Genomic DNA, 16,282 nt, shown 5'->3' on the forward strand with positions numbered 1-16,282 from the left:
CGCATGGAGGGCCGTTACGCTCTTCACGTGTACACGACGCGGATCTCCCGTCATGTGAGGGCCCCTCGCTCCGCCGTCTACCGGGCGCTGCTCGATGCGACCGCGATCGCACGGTGGCGGGTGCCGGCCGGAATGAGCAGCCATGTGCACGAGTTCGACGCCCGCGAGGGCGGCTCGTTCCGCATCTCGCTCACGTACGAGGCGCCGGACGCCGTCGGCAAGTCCGGTGCGTGTAGAGACACGTACCACGGCCGCTTCGTGAGGCTGGTGGAGGACGAGCAGGTGGTCGAAGTGTTCGCGTTCGAGACGGCGGATCCGGCGCTCGGGGGTGAGATGACGATGACGACGACGCTCACCGAGGCGGACGGCGGCACCGAAGTCCTCGTGGTGCACGAGGGAATCCCGGACAGTGTGCCCGCAGCCGACAACGAGACGGGCACGCGGATGGCGCTCGACAACCTGGCCCGGCTCGTCGAGGCCGGCCCCGCGTGAGCTGTCGGCCGTACGGCGGCGGGCGAGGGCGAAGTCGTCGGCCCTGCCCGCCCTCATGATCCCCGACGGCGGTCCTGCCGTCGGGCCGCAGCACCGTCCCGTACCCCTCTCAGTAGCCGGCATACAGGGAGGCGGCCGCCGGGAGAACGCCGGCCGTCAGCCGTCCACGGGCAGTCCGTAGGGCTCCTTGATCCGCTTCATGATGATCTGCGAGTTGACCTCGGTGACGCCGGACAGCGCGGTCAGCTTCTCGATCCACAGCTGCTCGTACGCGCGCAGGTCTGCCACCGCGATCCGCAGCAGGCACCCCGGGCTGCCGAACAGCCGGTAGGCCTCGACGACGTCGGGGATGTCCTGGAGCGCGGCCTCGAAGGCCTCGACCGCCGCACGGTCGCGCTTCACCTCGATGGAGACGAGCACCTCGAAGCTGCGCCCGACCGCCTCGGGGTCCACGACCGCGCGGTAGCCCCGGATCACGCCGTCCTGTTCCAGTTGCCGGACACGGCGCATGCAGGGCGAGGGAGTCAGGCCCACCCGCTGGGCCAGTTCCTGATTGCTGAGGCGCCCGTCGTTCTGAAGCTCGCGCAAGATTGCGTGGTCGATCGCGTCCATGACGCAATCATCCACCACAGTCACGCCGGACAGCGAGTCGAACTAGCAATCATATTGCGGGACAATCCTTCTATCATTGCGTTCGCTGCTCCGTAGTGCACGGAACAGCCATGGGACGTGGCCCGGCCGGGCCTGGAGCCGACCGGGCCACGTGTTCCCCACGCGACCCACAGCCCCGACAGGGCACCGACGAGGAGAAGGCAGATGGGACGGATCGTCGTCATCAGCACCGGCGGAACCATAGCCAGCCGCTGGCAGGGAGCCGGGTTCGCCGCCGACGCCCACGGCCAGGAGGTCATGGCGACCGCGCCGGTCCCCGAGGGGGTCGCCATCGAGATCGTCGACCTGTTCAGCGTCAACAGCCCCCGCCTCACCACCGCCCACCAGCTCACGCTGCTGCGCACCGTGCACGAGGTGCTCACCGACCCGGACGTGGACGGCATCGTCGTCACGCACGGCACGGACACCCTGGAGGAGTCGGCTTTCCTCGTCGACCTGCATCACGACGACCCGCGCCCGGTCGTCTTCACCGGCGCTCAGTTGCCGCTCGACGCCGCCGACGGCGACGGGCCCGGCAACCTCCACGACGCGCTGCTGACCGCGGCGACGACTCGCGGCCTCGGCGTCGTGATCGCCTTCGACGGCAAGGTGCATGCCGCCCGGGGCACGGTCAAGACCCAGACGCTGGCGGCAGACGCCTTCGCCGACCCGTCCGGCGCCCGCGTCGGCAACGTGGGCTTCGGACGGGTCTCGGTCCTCCGTCTGCCCCAGCGCCCCGCCGGCCTGCCGCTCCCGGAGATGCCCCACACCCCGCCCCGCGTCGACATGGTGATGCACCACTGCGACGCCGACCCGTTCCTGCTGAACGCGGCCGTCGACGCGGGTGCGCAGGGAATCGTCCTGGTGGCCACCGGCGCCGGCAACGCGACCCCCGAGACCGTCGAGGCCGTCGCCTCCGCGCGGTCGCGTGGCGTGCTCGTCGCGCTCACCACACGTGTCCATGCCGGACCGGTCTCCGAGATCTACACGCACGGCGGGGCGGTCGACCTGGTGGCCGCCGGGGCCGTGCCCGCCGGCACACTGCGGGCCGGGCAGACTCGTATCGCGGTGCTCACCGCCCTGCTCGCGGCCACCGACCCCCAGGAGCGCGACGAGGTACTGCGCCACGCGCTCGTCACTCCCCTGCCGGCCGACGCCGCCTCTCCGGCCGCGCTCACCCGGGCCTAGCCGCCTGCCGGCCGGTCCCTGCCCACGCGGCGCACGCGGGCACCGCCGGCCTCCTCTCCCCCTCTTCCTTCCCTCTTCACCCTTCGCCCCGACTCCGCGTACCCACGCGACAGGAGAGCCCGAACCTCCATGGCCACGCACCAGGACCCCGTCCACGCCGGAACCCGCAGCGAGCACGATCTGCTCGGCGACCGGGACGTACCCGGCGACGCGTACTACGGCATCCACACCCTGCGGGCGGTGGAGAACTTCCCCATCACCGGCACGCCCGTCGCCGCCTACCCGGACCTCGTCACCGCACTGGCCTGCGTCAAGCAGGCGGCGGCGCTCGCCAACCGTGACCTCGGTCTGCTGGACGGCCGCAAGGCGGACGCGATCGTGAGCGCCTGTGAGGAAATACGGGCCGGGCGGCTCCACGGCGAGTTCGTGGTGGACGTGATCCAGGGTGGTGCGGGCACCTCGACGAACATGAACGCCAACGAGGTCGTCGCCAACCGCGCTCTGGAGCTCCTAGGTCACCGCAAGGGCGAGTACGGACAGCTGCACCCGCTGGAGGACGTCAACGCGGGCCAGAGCACCAATGACGTCTACCCGACCGCCGTCAAGATCGCGCTCGACTTCACCGCACAGCGGCTGCTGGACGCCATGGAGGTGCTCCGCACGGCGTTCGCTTCGAAGGCGGAGGAGTTCGCGGACGTCCTGAAGATGGGCCGCACCCAGCTCCAGGACGCGGTGCCCATGACGCTGGGCCAGGAATTCGCCACGTACGCCGTCATGCTGGCCGAGGACCAGAGGCGCCTGGCCGAGGCACGCGAGCTGATCCGCGAGATCAATCTCGGCGGCACCGCCATCGGCACCGGGCTCAACGCCCACCCCGATTACGCCGCGCTGGCCTGCCGCCATCTGCGCGCCATCACCGGACTGCCCCTGACGGTCGCCGCCGACCTCGTCGAAGCGACCCAGGACGCCGGGGCGTTCGTCCAGCTGTCGGGCGTGCTGAAGCGGATCGCCGTCAAGCTCTCCAAGGTCTGCAACGACCTCAGGCTGCTGTCCTGCGGACCGCGCGCGGGCTTCGCCGAGATCAACCTGCCGTCGGTGCAGGCGGGGTCCAGCATCATGCCGGGCAAGGTGAACCCCGTCGTCCCCGAGGTCGTCAACCAGATCGCCTTCGAGGTCATCGGCAACGACATCACGGTGACCATGGCCGCCGAGGCCGGCCAGCTCCAGCTGAACGCCTTCGAACCGGTCATCGCCCACAGTCTGCTCAAGAGCCTGACCCATCTGCGGGCCGGCTGCCTGACCCTCGCCGAACGCTGTGTCACCGGAATCACCGCCAACCGCGAGCACCTCGCCGATCTCGTCACCCGGTCCATCGGCCTCGCGACCGCGCTGAACCCGCACATCGGGTACGAGCAGGCCACCGCCGTCGCCCAGGAGGCGCTGGCGACCGGCCGGAGCGTCCATGAACTGGTGCTCGACAAGGGGCTTTTGACCAGCGCTGAGCTACAGCTCGTCCTGCTTCCCGACAACCTCGCGCGTCCCCACGTCAATCCCACGCGTCCCCACGTCCCGGCCGCGGCGACGGGTGGGCCGGTCACCGGCTGAGCCGCGCGCCTGCGGGCCCCGGCGGGTGGCTCTCGTTCGCGGGAGCCACCCTTGCGGCGTTGCTCCGGAGCGCCCCCGAGCGCTCGGCATAGGGTCCGGTCCGCGGCCGTTGCGCAGCGGCCCGGCCCGGAGCCGGGCCGTGCCGTGCCGGGGCCGGGAGCCGTGCGGGGAGCCGTGCCGGTTCCTGCGGCCGTCTCGCCGACGAAGGGGTTCGCACATGCCGGCACTGGAGATCATCGAGGCGCCGTCCGTCCTGGGGCTCCGGCCGTCCGGCGTCCAAGACCTTCCCGAGGCCCTGCTGGACGCCGGGCTGGCGACCCTTTTGGGGGCCGTACGGGCCGGGAGGATCGAGGCTCCGGCGTACGACCCGAGGCGGGACGAGGACACCGGGATCCTCAACGCCGCCGGTATCGCGCGGTATTCGGTCGAGCTGGCGGACGCGGTCGACAACGTGCTGCGGCGCGGCGGGTTCCCGCTCGTGCTCGGCGGGGACTGCAGCATCCTGCTCGGCAATCTCCTCGCCCTGCACCGCCGCGGACGCCACGGTCTGCTCTTCCTCGACGGCCACACCGACTTCTACCAGCCGTCGGCGGAGCCGGCCGGTGAGGCGGCCTCGATGGAGCTGGCCCTGGCAACGGGGCGTGGCCCGCGAATCCTCACCGACCTCGAAGGCCGCGGACCGCTGCTGCGGGACGAGGACGTCGTCGCCTTCGGTTTCCGCGACGAGGCCGAATCCGCAGAGGCCGGGATGCAGCCGCTGCCGCGGCGGCTGCACGCGATGGGGCTCGGCCGTGTGCGCGCGACGGGCGCCGCCACTGCGGCACGGGTGGCGGTCGAGAGGCTCACCGCCGAGGAGACGGCCGGGTTCTGGGTGCACCTCGACGTGGATGTCCTGGACGACGCCGTCATGCCGGCCGTCGACTACCGGCTCCCGGGCGGGCTGACCTGGGAGGAGTTGGAGGCGGTGCTCGGGACGGCACTGGCCGACGAACGGGCGCGGGGCCTGGACGTCACCATCTTCAACCCCCGCCTGGATCCGGGAGGAACGATGGCCACGCGCCTCGTGGAGTGCCTGCGCCGGGGGTTGTCGGCACGCACCGGCTGAGCGGCAGCCGCCCGGCGCCTCCTGGGTCACCGCGATCCACCAAAAGGTGCATGCGATGCTAGAAAGGTCATGATCGGGCCGTCACCTCGGCCCGGCCTCAGGCCGCCCGGCCGCCGCATCGGAGGTCCGCCCGCCACGGACGTCAGGTCCCGGGAGGAGACCCATGAACCGGCACAGGCTCGACAGGCTCGACGCCTCTCGGCGCTCCCTGCGCGGCGGCCCACAGTCCGTGCTCGGTTCCCGCACCGTGGCCGGGCAGGTCCTCTTCCTCCAGGTCGTGGTCGCGGTGCTGCTGATCGCGGCCGCCGTGATCGCCCTCGTCCTGCAGGCGCGGCACGACAGTGAGCAGGAGGCGCAGAACCGGTCGCTGGCCGCGGCCGCCTCCTTCGCCCATGCTCCGGGAATCGTGGCCGCTCTGCGGTCCCCCGAGCCCACCGCCGCCCTCCAGCCCCTCATGGCCAGTGCCGGGCGGGAGTCGGGGGTCGACTTCATCACGGTGATGGCGCCCGACGGCACCCGGTACGCCGACACCGATCCCAGCCTCGTCGGCAAGGTCAGCGAGAGGGTCGAGCGGGCCGCGGCCGGGGAAGCGTTCACGGAGATCTTCCAAGGAGCTCCGAGCGACGCCGCACGGGCGGTCGTCCCCGTCACGGCCCCTGACGGTTCGGTCATCGGTCTGGTCGCTGCGGGTGTGCAGATCGAGAACGTCGGCAATGCCGTGGACCGGCAGCTCCCGATGCTCCTCGCCTCTGCCGCCGCCGCGCTCGCACTGGCCACGGGCAGCGCTGCCCTGGTGAGCCGGCGCCTGCGGCGGCAGACACACGGCATCGGCCCGGCCGAGATGACCCGGATGTACGAGCACCACGACGCGGTCCTGCACGCGGTGCGCGAAGGCGTCCTGATCATCGGCGGCGACCACCGTCTGATGCTGGCCAACGACGAGGCGCGCCGGCTCCTGGAGCTGCCGCCCGACGCCGACGGACGCCCCGTCGACGGGCTGGGCCTCGACACGGCCATCGCCGATCTGCTGGCCTCCGACCGTCCCGTGACCGACGAGGTCCATCTGGCCGGGGACCGGCTGCTGGCCGTGAGCACGCGGCCGACCGCCCCGTACGGCGGGAGCTCCGGCAACGTGGCGACGCTCCGCGACACCACCGAGCTCCGGGCGCTGGCCGGCACGGCCGAGGTGGCCCGGGAACGGCTGAAGATCCTTTACGAGGCCGGTGTGCGGATCGGGACCACGCTGAACGTGGTGCGCACGGCGGAGGAGCTGTCGCGGGTGGCGGTTCCCCGATTCGCCGACTTCGTCACCGTCGAGCTGCCCGAGGCGGTGCTGCAGGGGGACGAGCCCTCGCCGGCGCCCACGGCGATGCGCCGCGCCGCGCTGAGCGGCATTCGGGCGGACCATCCCTTCCAGCCGGTGGGAGACGTGATCCATTTCGTCGCCCATGTCACGCCGATGGCCGCTGCCATGGCCGGAGGTCACGCGGTGCTCGAGGCCGATCTGACCGTCGCAGACGCCTGGCGGGCGCAGGACGAGCAGGGTGCCGACGACGCCCTCGCCTACGGCGTCCACTCGCTGATCACGGCACCGCTGCCGGGCAGCGGCGGGGTGCTGGGCATGGTCAACTTCTGGCGTTCGGCGCGGCCCGATCCGTTCGAGGAAGAGGATCTGTCCTTCGCCGAGGAGCTGGCCGCCCGCGCCGCTGTCGCCATCGACAACGCCCGCCGCTACACCCGTGAGCACCGCATGGCCGAGACGCTCCAGCGCAGCCTGCTGCCCCACGTGCTGCCCAGCCAGGGCGCCCTGGACATCGCGTACCGGTATCTGCCCGCGCAGGCCCGGGTGGGGGGCGACTGGTTCGATGTGATCCCGCTGCCCGGGGCGCGGGTCGCGCTCGTCGTCGGCGACGTCGTCGGCCACGGGCTGCACGCCGCGGCGACCATGGGCCGCCTGCGGACAGCGGTCCACAACTTCTCCACGCTCGACCTGCCCCCGGACGAACTGCTGACCCGTCTCGACGAACTGGTCAGCCGCATCGACCAGGACGAGCCCGTCGATGACGGCGAAGGGACCACCGGAGCCACCTGCCTGTACGCGATCTACGATCCGGTCTCCGGCCTGTGCAGCATGGCGACGGCCGGGCATCTGGCGCCGGCCCTGGTGCATCCGGACGGGAGCGTGCAGTTCATCGAGGTGCCCGTCGCGCCTCCGCTGGGCCTGGGCGGACTGCCGACGGAGGCCACGGAGGTGCACCTGCCCGAGGGCAGCCGGCTGGTGCTGTACACCGACGGCCTCGTCGAGCACCGCAGCCGGGACATCGACGCCGGCCTGGAGGCTCTGCGAGCGGTGCTGTCCGACCACGCCGACCGCGCGCCCGAGGACATCTGCGAGGCGGTGATCAGCACCATGCTGCCCACGGCGCGCCGCGACGACATCGCCCTGCTCGTGGCACGCACCCGCCTGCTGGATCCGGACCGGGTCGCCACATGGGACGTCCCCCGCGACCCCGCGGCCGTCGCTCCGGTGCGCAACGCCTGCAGCCGCCGGCTCCAGCAGTGGGGGCTGGACGATGTGGGCTTCACCACGGAACTCGTGCTGAGCGAATTGATCACCAACGCGATCCGTTACGGCTCCGAGCCGATCCATGTACGGCTTCTGTACGAGCGCACCCTGGTCTGCGAGGTCTCCGACGGCAGCAGCACGTCGCCCCACCTGCGCCGTGCCGCCACCACCGACGAGGGCGGGCGCGGCCTGTTCCTGGTGTCCCAGTTGGCGTCTCGGTGGGGAACGCGGTACACACCGACGGGGAAGGTGATCTGGACCGAGCAGTCCCTGACGGACGGTCACCTGCCGCAGGAGCTGCTGCTCGGTCTGTGACGCTGCCTGTGTGCCGCCTGCGATGTGACGCACCGGTCGACGCGTGCGGAGGGTGTGCCTGGTGTGCGCCGCGGTGACGGCAGATGTCAGGATGCAGTCATGAGCAATGTGTACTTCGACATCACGATCGACGACCAGCCCGCCGGCCGGATCGTCTTCACCCTGTTCGACGACGTGGTCCCCAAGACCGCCAAGAACTTCCGCGAGCTCGCCACGGGCGAGCACGGCTTCGGCTACGAGGGCTCGTCCTTCCACCGTGTCATCCCTGACTTCATGCTCCAGGGCGGCGACTTCACGGCCGGCAACGGCACGGGCGGCCGGAGCATCTACGGGGAGAAGTTCCCGGACGAGAACTTCCAGATCAAGCACACCAAGCCGGGCCAGCTCTCCATGGCCAACGCGGGCCCGAACACGAACGGCTCGCAGTTCTTCATCACCACGATCGTCACCGACTGGCTGGACAACAAGCACGTCGTCTTCGGCGAGGTCGTCGAGGGCATGGACGTGGTGAAGCGGATCGAGTCGCTGGGCTCGCGCAGCGGCGCGGTCAAGTCGAAGGTCACGATCGCCAAGTCGGGCGTTCTCGAAGGCTGATCACGGACGCGATCGTCACACGCCCGTGGTCCGGAACCGGCCGAACGGTTCCGGACCACGGGCGTTTTCGGCCGGGGGCCCGGTGCGCGGGACGGCGAGCGGCGCTGCGAGGCGCCGTGCCGGCCGTTGCTGTTGTCGTCGTCGCCGGTGCCGTCAGCGCCGGGCGCAGGTCCAGGCGCCCATGCCCTGGATCTCCGCGAGTCTCCTCGCCGTCGCGATCTGCTCCGACTTCGTGGCCAGATCCGCGCGCGGCGCGTATCTCAGGCCTCCTGCGGCCCGCCAGCTCGAACGGGTGAACTGCAGACCCCCGTAGTGCCCGTTGCCCGTGTTCGCCTGCCAATTGCCGCTGGACTCGCACCGGGCGATGGCGTTCCAGTCGACCCGTGGGCCCGACCGGGCGGCGTCCGCGTGGGCGCCGGGAGCGGCCAGCAGCAGGACGAGTGAGGCGGAGGCAGCAACGTACAGGCCTGCTACGACGCGGATTCGTGTTTCGGAGGCGTTGTATTGACGAGGCATCAGGCGCCTTTCTGAACGGCAAACCTGCCACAGCGACGGGGCAGGGTGTCCATGACCATAGATGCAGGTGACGAAGGCGGCACGCATTGTTGCATCCATCGGGTGCCGCGCTCGCCGTACGGGCGGGTCTCGGGTCGGGTTGTCACGAGCATTGTGGTGACCTGAGTGCCCAGCGGCCGAAAGGCCGCATCTGCGAGCGTGTCGCACCTGGTCAGAGGCGGTAGGACAGCTGTAGCCGCAATGGGTTTCGCGTGCGACGGTAGCCCGCATGGAGGGGACAGAGCACACACACGACGACCACGCACACCACCACGGCCCCGCCGGTGGGTGGTCCCGCATGCGTCACCGGGCCGCGCACCTGTTCCGCCCGCACTCCCACGAGTCGGCCGTCAAGGTCGACCGGGCGCTGGAGGCGTCGGCCCAGGGCATCCGGACGCTGTGGATCTCGCTGGCCGTCCTCGGCGCCACGGCGGCCGCGCAGGCGGTCGTGGTGGCTCTGTCGGGCTCGGTGGCGCTGCTGGGCGACACCGTGCACAACGCCGCCGACGCCCTCACCGCGGTGCCGCTGGGCGTCGCTTTCGTCCTCGGCCGCAGAGCGGCCACGCGCCGGTTCACCTACGGCTACGGGAGGGCGGAGGACCTGGCCGGCATCGTCATCGTCCTGACCATCGCCGCCTCGGCGGCGTTCGCCGCGTGGTCGTCCGTGGACCGGCTGCTGCACCCCCGGGAGGTGAGCCACCTGCGCGCGGTCGCCGCGGCGGCCCTGATCGGCTTCGCGGGCAACGAGTGGGTCGCCCGCTACCGCATCCGCACCGGCCGCAGGATCGGCTCGGCGGCGCTGGTCGCCGACGGGCTCCACGCCCGCACCGACGGCTTCACGTCGCTGGCGGTCCTGCTCGGCGCCGGCGGCGCGGCCCTGGGCTGGCGCCTGGCCGACCCGATCGTCGGCCTCGCCATCACCACGGCGATCCTGCTGGTGCTGCGGGATGCCGCCCGGGAGGTCTTCCACCGGGTGATGGACGCGGTCGACCCGGCCCTGATGGATGCGGCCGAGCAGTCGCTGAAGGGCGTACGTGGCGTGCGGGCCGTGGGTGAGCTGCGGCTGCGCTGGATCGGGCACCGCCTGCGGGCCGAGGTGGCCGTCGTGGTCGACGGCCGGCTGACTGTGCTCGAAGCGCACAGGGTGGCCGTGGACGCCGAACACGCGCTGCTGCACGCGCTCCCCCGGCTGACCGCAGCCCTGGTCCATGCCGACCCCGCGCCCCTGCCCGGCGCGGCCGACCCGCACGCACCGCTCACCCACCACGCGGCATGATCCGCCGGCGCCTCAGAGCCGGTCCGAGCCTTGGATCCGGTCCGAGGGAAACTTCTGCTCCGTCCAGATGATCTTGCCCGAGCTCGTGTACCGCGTGCCCCACCGCTGCACGAGCTGGGCGACGATGAACAGCCCCCGGCCGCCTTCGTCCTCGACCGTGCTGTGGCGCAGATGCGGGGAGGTGTGGCCGGCGTCGGCGACCTCGCACAACAGGGCCCGGTCGCGGATGAGGCGCAGATGCAACGGCCCCTCGGCATATCTGATGGCGTTGGTGACCAGCTCGCTGACGACGAGTTCGGTCGCGAACGACAGTTCGTCCAGGCCCCAGTCGCTCAGCTGACCGGTGACCAGTTCGCGTGCGCGGCCGACCACGACCGCCTCCGCCGGAAGCTGCCAGACGGCGACCTGGGAGGTGCCGAGCTGACGCGTACGGACGAGGAGCAGGGCGGTGTCGTCCGCCGACGAGCCGTCGGGCCGCAACTCGGTCACCGCCCGGTCGCACAACTCCTCCAGCGGACGCGCGTGGCCGCCGCCGAGTACCCGTCCCAACCGGTCGAGCCCCACGTCGATGTCGCGGTCGCGCGCCTCGACCAGGCCGTCGGTGAACAGCGCGATCAGGCTGCCCTCCGGCAGCTCCATCTCCATGGCCTCGAACGGCATTCCCCCGAGCCCCAGCGGCGGTCCGGCCGGCAGGTCGGGGAAGACGCAGGAGCCGTCGGGTTTCACGATCGCCGGCGGCATGTGCCCGGCGCGCGCCATCGAGCAGCGGCAGGAGACCGGATCGTAGACGGCGTACAGGCAGGTCGCGCCGATGGCCACATCCGGCTGTGGGATGACCGGGGCGCCCGTGCCCGCCGCTGTCGCGACATGGGACTCCGCGGTGTTGTCCAGCAGGTCGGGCTGTCGTTCCGGCGACCGGCCGACCAGATCGTCCAGCCGCGTCAGCAGTTCGTCGGGCGGCATGTCGAGCCTGGCGAGCGCCTCCACGGTCGTGCGCAGCCGGCCCATGGTGGCCGCCGCCTGCAGTCCGTGGCCGACGATGTCCCCGACGACGAGGCCGACCCGTGTGCCGGAGAGCGGGATGACGTCCGTCCAGTCGCCGCCGACCCCGGTCACGGCGTCGGTGGGCAGATACCGGTGGGCGACGTCCACCGCGGGCTGCGGCGGCAGGTGCTGGGGCAGCAGCTGGCGCTGGAGGGTGAGCGACGCGACGCGTTCGCGGGTGAAGCGGCGGGCGTTGTCGATGGACACGGCGGCGCGGGCGGTCAACTCGTCCGCGAGCGCGACCTCGCCGTTGTCGAAGACGGCGGGACGGCCGGTGCGCACGAAGGTGACCAGGCCCATCGTGCCGCCGCGGCTTCGCAGTGGCACGACCAGAGTGTTGTCGTCGAGCACCCGGCCGCCCGACGACAGACTGCGCAGCTGTGGCGAGCCGCGTGGGTACCGCACGAGGCGGACCGGCTCGCCCTCGCGCCCGGGCAGCGGGTCGCCGTCCTCGGCGTACGGCACCGGCGTCACGGCCTCCGCTGCGGACCGCGGGTCCGAACCGGTGGCGACGCGGACGAACGCCGCGCCGGTCGGCACATCGGTGGCCGGGTCCCCGCCCTCCAGCACGGCACGCTCGACGTCGACCGTGACGACGCCCGCGAAGTCGGGCACGGCCACGTCCGCGATCTCCCGTGCCGTGACGACGACGTCCAGCGTGGTCCCGATCCGTCGTCCCGCCTCGACGAGCAGGGCCAGACGGTTCTGGACCTCGTAACGGTCCGTGATGTCGAAGGCGTCCTCGCACACCCCCAGCACACGACCGTCGGCGTCCAGGAGCCGGTAGTACGAACACGACCAGACGTGGTCCTTGCCCGGATCGCTGGGCATCGGGCCCCGGAAATGCAGGTCGATCACGGGTTCGCCGGTGTCGATCACCCGTTGCATGACGTCATCGAGCGTGCGCCCGCCCATGGTCAACAGGGTGCCGTCGGGGTACAGCTCATCGGGGGCCTTGCCGCGGTACTCGGCGAGCGGGCGGCCCATTTCGAGGTCGTGTGCCGTGTTCGCCCAGGTCAGCCGCAGATCGGTGTCGTAGACGGCCAGTCCGATCGCCGACTGGGTGGTCAGACCGTTGAGCATGGCCTTCCGGGTCTCCGACAGGCGCAGGCTCTCCAGTTCGGCTATCACCAGGATCCGCGTCGCCGCACCGCCTCCCGCGAGCGGGCACACGAGGACGACCACTTGCAGCGAACGGCCGTCCCGGTGCCGGGCCAGGCGTGTGTCGCTGCCACTGGGCGGGAGGTCGTGCACCGTGCGACCGGGCTTCTCGACCGGGTGGGCACCCAGGAGCATGTCGACGGGCCGCCCGATGACCTCCTCGCCCGAGTAGCCGAGCAGGGAGGCGGCCGCGGGACTCCACCCGATGACCGTGTTCCAGGCATCGAGAACCACCGTGGCCGCCACGGCGACGTCGAGAGGGCCACCCAGCTCAGCACTCTCCGGAACGCTCCATGCGGTCCATATGTTCGCCGCGTGCCACGGACTCGTGGCGGCTGAACCGGCAGTGTTCATGACCTCCAGAATCCACCCCGGCTCATACGCGCACAAGCCGCGCCGTGACGGCGTCGCCACCGGGCCGTCCGCGCGGGGTCGTCACTGTGCGAGTTCGGCGGCAGGGCCCATGACGATCACGGGCTGCTTGTCGGGGTCGAGGGCGCGCAGCAGTTCCCGCATGGCTTCCCGGGGCAGCGAGATGCACCCCTGGGTGGGACCGGCGTGGTCGACATGGATCCACACACCGCCGCCCCGCTCGGTGCCCAGCGGCCTCTCCCTGTCCAGCGGGGTCGTGCCCGGGATCCGGTTGTAGTCGATGGCCACCACATGGTCGAAGGAGCCCTCCAGGGGTTCGCCGAGGAAGCCGGTGCCCAGGGCGGCGAATTCCTCGTTCTGGTCGTAAGGCAGCAGGGCCCCGGGGTCCGGCAACCGACCGCCCGCATTGCCGAGCCCGAAGACGCCGATCGGTGTGCGCAGATCACCCTCCCAGTGCTCGGACGTCCAGCCGCGCAGGGCGTTGTGCGCGGGCCACGGTCCGGCGGTGCGGCGCCACCGCCGTGTCCCGTCCTGTTCGTAGAGCACTGCGGTGGCCACGCTGGTGTCCGGCGTCTCCCCGATGACCACCAGGGCCTGGCGCGTGCCGCCGGGGATACGGGAGCCGGTGGCCGGCCCGACCCCGGGAAGGCGCCCGGCCACGGCCCGGGGCCGGGCGTCCTCCCTGGTGGCGTGCCTGCCGGGCGGCCCGGCAGTCGGCGGCGGTGCCGAGAAGGCGGCGGAGGCGGAGGGCGGTGCTGACGGCGAGGCAGGTGTGCGCGGTTCCTCGGTGCAGCCGGCGAGCAGCGGTGCCAGGCAGAGAAAGGGCACCAGCCACCTTGCGGCGCCGTTGTGGGGGGTGAGGGGCATGGGACAGCATCCTCCGGCGCTCGGGGCACAACGCGGCAATGCCTACCCGGTCCGCGCCCGCCTCTGTCACCCGGACCGCACACTCACTCGACCGGGGCACCGACCGCCTGTCCGGACTACGGGTGGCGCGGGGTGCTGCGACGGACCCGGGCGAGAGCGAACACCGTGTCGTCGGTCGGAGGACCCAGCAGCAGGTTCTCGACCAAGCGGTCCGCGGTCTCCTCCAACTGCCCGGTGGACCGGGACAGTTCGGCGAATACGGCGGCCAGGCCCACCTCGATGTCCTGGCCGCGGGCCTCGATCAGATGGTCGGTGTACAGCGCGAGCGTGGCGCCTTCCGGCAGGTCGATCCACATCGCGCCGAAGGGGTGACCACCCACACCGAGACCGTCGACGCCGAGGACGGCGTCGACGGTCTCCGACAGTGCAGTCCGGGATGGAGCACGAGCGGAGGGCGGTGACGTGCGCTGCCGATGCAGGCGCGCCCGGTGGCGGGGTCGTAGAGGATGTGTCCTCGCAACCGGGGACCCGCCGACGTGCCGGACTCGGTTGACCCCGACGAGCGGCCCGGCCGATGGGACGGCCGGGCCCGCCACTCCTGTCAGCTTCCGGGCGCCCCCGGCCCGGCCCCCGTCTCCGCCGCGGCTTCCGCCTTGGCCAGCTCCGACTTGCGGTAGGAGTAGGCGAAGTAGACGACAAGCCCCAGCAGGAACCAGACCGCGAACCGTGCCCATGTCTGCCACTGCAGGAACGTGATCAGCCAGACCGAAAAGATCACGCCCAGCGAGGGCACCACCGGCATTCCCGGGCAGCGGAAGGTGCGCGGCAGGTCGGGCCGGCGGTAGCGCAGCACGATCACGGCGATGCACACCACCACGAAGGCCAGCAGGATGCCGATGTTGGTGAGTTCGGCGGCCTCGCCGATCGGCAGAAAGCCCGCGATGGCCGCCGAGGCGAAGCCGACGATCCACGTCACCCGGGTCGGCACATGTCGGGTCTCGTGCGTCTTCGCGAACCATTTCGGCAGCAGCCCGTCCCGGCTCATGGAGAACCAGACACGGGTGACGCCCAGCATGAACGTGAACATGACGGTGAGGATGCCGATGATGGCACCGACCGCGATCACGTTGGCGAGCCCGGCGAGCCCCACCGACTGGAAGGCCGTGGAGAAGCCGCTCTCCCTGTCGATGTCGCGGTAGTTCTGCATGCCCGTCAGAACGAGGCAGGCGAGCACATAGAGCACCATCGAGATGGCCAGCGAGTAGACGATCGCCTTCGGCATGTGCCGCTGGGCGTCCTTGGACTCCTCGGCCGCCGTCGACATCGCGTCGTATCCGAAGACCGCGAAGAACACCGTCGCCGCTCCGGTGAATGCTCCGCCGACACCGTACGGGAAGAAGGGGTCGTAGTTGCCGGTGTCGATGTGCACCACTCCGACGCCGATCACCAGCAGGACGACGAGCACCTTCAGCACCACGACACCCGTCTCGAAGCGGGCCGCGTTCTTGATGCCGAGCGTGAGGAGGTAGGCGATCAGCAGGCAGAGCAGCACCGCGAACAGGTCGACCCTGTGTCCGTCACCGGTGCCGGGCGCGCCCAGCATCCAGGCCGGCACCTCGGCGCCCATCGACTCGATGAGGAAGTTGAAGTACCCGGAGATGCCGATCGCCACGACGGCCACGATCGCCGTGTACTCCAGCAGGAGGTCCCAGCCGATGAACCAGCCCGCCAGTTCGCCGAGGACCGCGTATCCGTAGGTGTACGCCGACCCGGCCTTCGGGATCATGCCCGCGAACTCGGCGTACGAGAAGGCGGCCGCGGCGCTGGCGACACCCGCGACCAGGAACGAGACCAGCACGGCCGGACCCGCGGTGCCGTTGGCGACGGCACCGGCCAGGCTGAAGATGCCCGCGCCGATGATGCCGCCGACGCCGATGGCGGTGAGCTGCCAGAGCCCGAGGGTCCGGGTCAGCCGTTGATGGACGTCGGGCTCTTCGATCTGCTCAATGGGTTTGCGGCGCAAAACGCCGTGTCCCATCCGGTACCCGGCCATGGGCGTCACCTTCTTTGCGGACGGCATCGCTGACGCCCGATCATGATGGCCGAGGTGTCCCGCCGATGGAAGTGGCCGCGCTGGTGCCGCCTCCCCGGAATCGATCCGACCGGAGGCCGCCTCGGTGTCGCCGGCCGGCGCAAAGAATGAGTCGTGCGGCCGGGAGGCTTGGCGTATTTGTGATCTGTCATCACAAGGTAATGCGCTGGTAAAGTCCCGGTAGTGGCGGCCGAGCAGAATCGGACCGCAGACGGCGGTCGCCCCAACCCCGAGCGGTCGCCGCGAGGAAATCGGGACGCGAGGCCAGGCGCCCACCCCGACGCCCTGTCGACGCGTCGACCAGTAGACGCGTCGACCAGTAGACACGTCGACCAGTCGAGAACATGCCCATCTGACCCGACCACACCGCACCGCGGCGCACGTCGCGATGCAGGAGGC

At 71.2% G+C, this 16,282-nt stretch carries 13 protein-coding genes; 7 read left to right on the forward strand and 6 right to left on the reverse strand.

The genetic code is table 11. The features are described 5' to 3' along the window. Positions 1–27 precede the first annotated feature (27 nt). Complete coding sequence (locus J7E88_RS11615) at positions 28–492, forward strand: SRPBCC domain-containing protein (protein ID WP_215179815.1); 465 nt, start codon at positions 28–30, stop codon at positions 490–492. A 156-nt stretch (positions 493–648) separates the two neighbouring features. Here the strand turns inward: J7E88_RS11615 and J7E88_RS11620 are convergent, their stop codons facing one another. Continuing rightward, on the reverse strand, positions 649–1,104 hold the full coding sequence (locus J7E88_RS11620; RefSeq protein ID WP_215179817.1) for an Lrp/AsnC family transcriptional regulator: 456 nt from the start codon (positions 1,102–1,104) through the stop codon (positions 649–651). 204 nt (positions 1,105–1,308) lie between these two features. On the opposite strand from J7E88_RS11620, the gene J7E88_RS11625 reads away from it, so the two are divergent. The 5 genes from J7E88_RS11625 (at position 1,309) to J7E88_RS11645 (ending at position 8,516) form a co-directional block, all read left to right on the forward strand. Next, positions 1,309–2,331: an asparaginase gene (locus J7E88_RS11625; protein ID WP_215179819.1), complete on the forward strand. Its 1,023-nt coding sequence runs from the start codon at positions 1,309–1,311 to the stop codon at positions 2,329–2,331. Positions 2,332–2,460: 129 nt separating this feature from the next. Then, positions 2,461–3,936: an aspartate ammonia-lyase gene (aspA, locus tag J7E88_RS11630; RefSeq protein ID WP_215179821.1), complete on the forward strand. Its 1,476-nt coding sequence runs from the start codon at positions 2,461–2,463 to the stop codon at positions 3,934–3,936. Between the two features lie 217 nt (positions 3,937–4,153). Continuing rightward, positions 4,154–5,041 carry an arginase family protein gene (locus J7E88_RS11635; protein ID WP_215179823.1) on the forward strand — a complete coding sequence of 296 codons (888 nt, stop codon included), beginning with the start codon at positions 4,154–4,156 and terminating at the stop codon, positions 5,039–5,041. Between the two features lie 163 nt (positions 5,042–5,204). Then, positions 5,205–7,922 (forward strand): SpoIIE family protein phosphatase/ATP-binding protein, encoded by a 2,718-nt coding sequence (locus J7E88_RS11640; protein WP_215179825.1) that lies wholly within the window; start codon positions 5,205–5,207, stop codon positions 7,920–7,922. 99 nt (positions 7,923–8,021) lie between these two features. After that, positions 8,022–8,516 carry a peptidylprolyl isomerase gene (locus J7E88_RS11645; protein ID WP_215179827.1) on the forward strand — a complete coding sequence of 165 codons (495 nt, stop codon included), beginning with the start codon at positions 8,022–8,024 and terminating at the stop codon, positions 8,514–8,516. A 153-nt stretch (positions 8,517–8,669) separates the two neighbouring features. Here the strand turns inward: J7E88_RS11645 and J7E88_RS11650 are convergent, their stop codons facing one another. Further along, entirely contained in the window at positions 8,670–9,032 is a 363-nt protein-coding gene (locus J7E88_RS11650) for a transglycosylase family protein (RefSeq protein ID WP_215179829.1), read from the reverse strand. 268 nt (positions 9,033–9,300) lie between these two features. Between J7E88_RS11650 and J7E88_RS11655 the strand changes: the two genes are divergently transcribed. Further along, on the forward strand, positions 9,301–10,347 hold the full coding sequence (locus J7E88_RS11655) for a cation diffusion facilitator family transporter (protein ID WP_215179831.1): 1,047 nt from the start codon (positions 9,301–9,303) through the stop codon (positions 10,345–10,347). Between the two features lie 12 nt (positions 10,348–10,359). On the opposite strand, the gene J7E88_RS11660 is transcribed toward J7E88_RS11655, so the two are convergent. The 4 genes from J7E88_RS11660 to J7E88_RS11675 form a co-directional block, all read right to left on the reverse strand. Continuing rightward, complete coding sequence (locus J7E88_RS11660) at positions 10,360–12,906, reverse strand: SpoIIE family protein phosphatase (protein WP_215179833.1); 2,547 nt, start codon at positions 12,904–12,906, stop codon at positions 10,360–10,362. Between the two features lie 81 nt (positions 12,907–12,987). Then, positions 12,988–13,791 carry a L,D-transpeptidase family protein gene (locus J7E88_RS11665; RefSeq protein WP_215179835.1) on the reverse strand — a complete coding sequence of 268 codons (804 nt, stop codon included), beginning with the start codon at positions 13,789–13,791 and terminating at the stop codon, positions 12,988–12,990. Positions 13,792–13,907: 116 nt separating this feature from the next. Then, the gene (locus tag J7E88_RS36765) at positions 13,908–14,387 is read right to left on the reverse strand and encodes a SpoIIE family protein phosphatase (RefSeq protein WP_308307471.1); all 480 of its coding nucleotides are present in this window, start codon (positions 14,385–14,387) and stop codon (positions 13,908–13,910) included. Between the two features lie 5 nt (positions 14,388–14,392). Beyond that, positions 14,393–15,844 (reverse strand): amino acid permease, encoded by a 1,452-nt coding sequence (locus tag J7E88_RS11675; protein ID WP_215179838.1) that lies wholly within the window; start codon positions 15,842–15,844, stop codon positions 14,393–14,395. Positions 15,845–16,282: the final 438 nt, after the last annotated feature.

Origin of the sequence: Streptomyces sp. ISL-10 (assembly GCF_018614575.1) — a bacterium.
In the GTDB taxonomy this organism is placed as follows: Bacteria; Actinomycetota; Actinomycetes; order Streptomycetales; family Streptomycetaceae; genus Streptomyces.

Excerpts from the sequence above, each read along its gene's own strand:
- J7E88_RS11665 (WP_215179835.1), bottom strand. The coding sequence starts at position 13,791 with ATGCCCCTCACCCCCCACAACGGCGCCGCAAGGTGGCTGGTGCCCTTT.
- J7E88_RS11645 (WP_215179827.1), top strand. The coding sequence starts at position 8,022 with ATGAGCAATGTGTACTTCGACATCACGATCGACGACCAGCCCGCCGGC.
- J7E88_RS11640 (WP_215179825.1), top strand. The coding sequence starts at position 5,205 with ATGAACCGGCACAGGCTCGACAGGCTCGACGCCTCTCGGCGCTCCCTG.
- J7E88_RS11675 (WP_215179838.1), bottom strand. The coding sequence starts at position 15,844 with ATGGCCGGGTACCGGATGGGACACGGCGTTTTGCGCCGCAAACCCATT.
- J7E88_RS11660 (WP_215179833.1), bottom strand. The coding sequence starts at position 12,906 with ATGAACACTGCCGGTTCAGCCGCCACGAGTCCGTGGCACGCGGCGAAC.
- J7E88_RS11620 (WP_215179817.1), bottom strand. The coding sequence starts at position 1,104 with ATGGACGCGATCGACCACGCAATCTTGCGCGAGCTTCAGAACGACGGG.
- J7E88_RS11655 (WP_215179831.1), top strand. The coding sequence starts at position 9,301 with ATGGAGGGGACAGAGCACACACACGACGACCACGCACACCACCACGGC.
- J7E88_RS11625 (WP_215179819.1), top strand. The coding sequence starts at position 1,309 with ATGGGACGGATCGTCGTCATCAGCACCGGCGGAACCATAGCCAGCCGC.
- J7E88_RS11635 (WP_215179823.1), top strand. The coding sequence starts at position 4,154 with ATGCCGGCACTGGAGATCATCGAGGCGCCGTCCGTCCTGGGGCTCCGG.
- aspA (WP_215179821.1), top strand. The coding sequence starts at position 2,461 with ATGGCCACGCACCAGGACCCCGTCCACGCCGGAACCCGCAGCGAGCAC.
- J7E88_RS11650 (WP_215179829.1), bottom strand. The coding sequence starts at position 9,032 with ATGCCTCGTCAATACAACGCCTCCGAAACACGAATCCGCGTCGTAGCA.